The sequence below is a fragment of the Nonomuraea corallina genome (assembly GCF_027620315.1).
Taxonomy (GTDB): Bacteria; Actinomycetota; Actinomycetes; order Streptosporangiales; family Streptosporangiaceae; genus Nonomuraea; species Nonomuraea corallina.
The window spans coordinates 1-3,172 of record NZ_JAPNNL010000318.1; the positions used below are offsets into that span (position 1 = coordinate 1).

General features: G+C 73.7%; 2 protein-coding genes and 1 pseudogene. 1 reads left to right on the forward strand and 2 read right to left on the reverse strand.

The features are described 5' to 3' along the window. Positions 1-116: 116 nt before the first annotated feature. Positions 117-977 (reverse strand): SGNH/GDSL hydrolase family protein, encoded by an 861-nt coding sequence (locus OUY22_RS36280; protein ID WP_270159847.1) that lies wholly within the window; start codon positions 975-977, stop codon positions 117-119. 217 nt (positions 978-1,194) lie between these two features. After that, positions 1,195-2,328, reverse strand: a complete 1,134-nt coding sequence (locus OUY22_RS36285; protein ID WP_270159848.1) for an alkaline phosphatase PhoX — start codon at positions 2,326-2,328, stop codon at positions 1,195-1,197. Between the two features lie 211 nt (positions 2,329-2,539). Between OUY22_RS36285 and OUY22_RS36290 the strand changes: the two are divergent. Next, a pseudogene (locus OUY22_RS36290) lies at positions 2,540-3,172 on the forward strand (hypothetical protein); the annotation flags it as partial.

Consider the following 3,172-nt stretch of genomic DNA (forward strand, 5'->3'; position numbering starts at 1 on the left):
GGGGGGGGGGGGGGCCGCCCGGCCCCCCCGCGGCCGTGACGGCCGTTGGGACGCGGCCGCGCCGCCACCGTGGGGTGGTGACGGCGCGGCGATCATGGTGAGGATCGGCTGAGGGGTCAGCGTCCCGCGGTCACGGCCGAGGTCACGATGGCGGCGAAGTTGCGCATGCCGAGCGCGTTCGGGTGGAACGGGGTCGCCGGCGAGGCGGGGACGTACGGCTCGATCCAGCGGGTGCCCGACGAGGCGCACGGGTCGTGGCCCACGCTGGGGGTCTGCAGGTCGATGAAGCCGATCCCGGCGGCGGCGGCCTGCTCGGCCAGCATCTGGTTGAAGTACATCAGCGTCGACCGGATGTAGTTCGCGTCCTTCTTGATGATGGGGACGCGCGGGTAGCAGCCGTCGGGCCGGGCGTAGGTGGCGTACCCCACCATGAAGATCCTGGCCTGCGGCGACCGGGCGCGGATGTCGGCGGCGAGCTGGACCAGCGTGGGACGCAGCGCGTCGGTCTTGACGCGCCAGGTGTCCTGCCCGTCGGCGCCGATGTAGTCGTCGTTGCAGGCGTCGCCGACCGGCGGCGGCAGCAGGTTCAGGCAGTCCTCGATGAAGCCGGTCAGGCCGACGTCGTTGGCGCCGATGTGCACCGTGACCAGGGTGGTGTCCGGCCGCAGCGCGTCGAGCTGCGGCGCCACCGAGCCGAGGTCGGTGTTCTGCCGCTCGTACATGTGGCGGGTCTTCGCGCCCGAGCAGGTGACGTCGCGGAACGACGCGACGCCGAGCGCCTGGGCGGTCAGGTGCGGGTAGTTGCGGTTCGAACGCCAGCAGCCCAGCTCGGGCAGGACCTGGTCGGGGATGAGCGGTCCGGCGGCGGCCGAGTCGCCGAGCGCGACGTACGACTCGGCGGCCCGCGCCTCGGCCGGCGGCGACAGCAGCAGGAGCAGCAGGGGCGCGGCCAGGGCAGCGGTCAGACGTCGGATCATGAAGGGCACCTCTCGGGGAGTCGGGGGGTGGAGCGGTGCTGGTGGATCACGTGCGTGGAGCGGCCGGGCGCTCGTGCCCGGCGGGACGAGCGGTTGGCCAGGGGAACGGGGTCTGGTCGGGGCAGGGCTGTCGGGGCAGGGCTGGTCAGGAAGGGCTGGTCGGAAAGGGCTGGTCGGGTGGGGCCAGGGGTTCGGGGGCGGGTTCAGGGCATGGCGGTCAGTGGCGGAAGGGGCCGGTGATCTCGTACGTGACGCCGTCGAGGCCGGCGCTGCCGCCGTCCGCGCCGCGCTGGGAGGAGAAGTACAGGCGGGTCCCGTCGGGGGAGAACGCGGGCCCGGTGATCTCGGACCTCTCATGGCCGTCGACGCGCACGACCGGCGCCACCACCCCGTCCGGAGTGATGATGTTGATCTCCATGTTCCCGCCGTCCTCGGCCACGTACAGGTCGCCGGTGGGCGCGCCGGTGATGTTGTCGACCCCGTCGAGCGTGCCGCCGCCGTCGTAGACGGAGCCGAGCCGCCCGCGGACCGCGTCGTACGCCCACACCTTGCGGTCGCCCTTGGCCGTGAAATAGCAGACGCCGTTGGCGTAGTGGCAGCCCTCGCCGCCGTCGAAGTGCCGGGCCTCGCTCACCTGGTGCCGCGTCTGCCGTTGCAGCACGGCGGGGGTGGGGTCGGGGACCGGGCGCCACACCACCGGGTCGCCGCCGCAGAGAACTTCCAGCCGGCCGCTCGACAGGTCTCCCCAGATCGTCGGGATGAACCGGTAGAAACAGCCGTCGCTCTCGTCCTCCGTGAGGTAGACGACCCGCCGGTCCGGGTCGCACGCGGCGGCCTCGTGCTTGAAGCGGCCCATCGCCGGTCGCGGCTGCGCGACCCGGACGCCGTACGGGTCGGTCTCGTAGACGCGGCCACGGAAGATCTCCTCGCAGGACAGCCAGGTGTCCCACGGCGTCCTGCCGCCCGCGCAGTTGATGTTCGTGCCCTCCAGGACGCGGTACGCCCGCGCGACCGAGCCGTCCGCCCGGAACCTGATCGCCGACGCGCCGCCCACCAGCGGCACCTCCGAGTTGGACACGTAGATCCAGCCCGTCCCGTCGGCGAAGCAGGCGCCGCCGTCGGGCGCCGGATGCCAGAGGGTGCCGCCGACCGGCCTGCCCGACCGGGCCACCACCCTGCTGGTGAACCCGGACGGCAGCGCCACGCCGTTGCCGTCCGGGGAGCCCAGCGGACCGTACGGGCTCGCGCCGCGCACCACCCTGGCCACGGCCGCCTCCTGCCAGAGCGAGCCGGGCAGCGCGACGGCGCCCAGACCCGCGGAGACCGTACGGATGAAGGTCCGGCGATGCATGCTGACTCCCGAAGGGGTACGCGACGGCGTTCAGCACACGATGGGCCGTGGACGGGGTCCTGTGAATTGGACGGGGCCGCAAAGTCGGCGGCCCGTTGCTGTGACCCATCACAAAACCGGGGCGGGCTCTGTGAAGGGCATTGACGGGGCGGACGGGAGAACTGATCATCGGTAGGCCCCGACCGTCGCCCGCGTCCTCCGAGGTGCCGCCATGCGAGCCCGTGCCCGCCTCTTCGTGCTCGCCACCGCCCTGGCCACCGCCCTGACCACCGCCCTGACCACCGTCCTGGCCGGCGGGCTGATCCCCGGGCTCGGCCCGGCCCTCCCCGCCGCCGCGGCTCCTGCCGTGGGCGGGGGCTCCGCCGTCACTCCGGCGCCGGGCGGCGACTCACGGGGGCCCGGGTGCGATCCGATCGACCCGGCGGCCTGCCTGCTGCCGTTCCCCAACGACCACTACATCGTGGCCGACCGGCGGACGGAGACCGGACGCCGCGTCGCCTTCCCCGTGGAGGCGATGCCCCGTTCGGCCGCGGGCGTGCCCATCGACCCCGCCGAGTGGAACCGCAGCGACGGGTTCTCACCCGGCTCGATGATCCTCACCCTCGTGCCCCGCCTCGACCTGGCCAGGACGGGCGCGGCCCCGATCACCGACATCGGCGCCTCGCTCGACCGGGACGCGCCCATCGTGCTGCTCGACCTGGACACCGGCGAGCGCCGGCCGTACTGGGCCGAGTTGGACGCCAACGCGCCGGAAGACCGCCGGCTGCTCATCGTCCGCCCCGCGCGCAACCTGACCGAGGGACACCGGTACGCGGTCGCCCTGCGGGACCTGCGCGACGCCGCC

Bases quoted from the DNA above. Each gene is read 5' to 3' on its own strand.
- OUY22_RS36280 (WP_270159847.1), bottom strand. From the start codon at position 977: ATGATCCGACGTCTGACCGCTGCCCTGGCCGCGCCCCTGCTGCTCCTG.
- OUY22_RS36285 (WP_270159848.1), bottom strand. From the start codon at position 2,328: ATGCATCGCCGGACCTTCATCCGTACGGTCTCCGCGGGTCTGGGCGCC.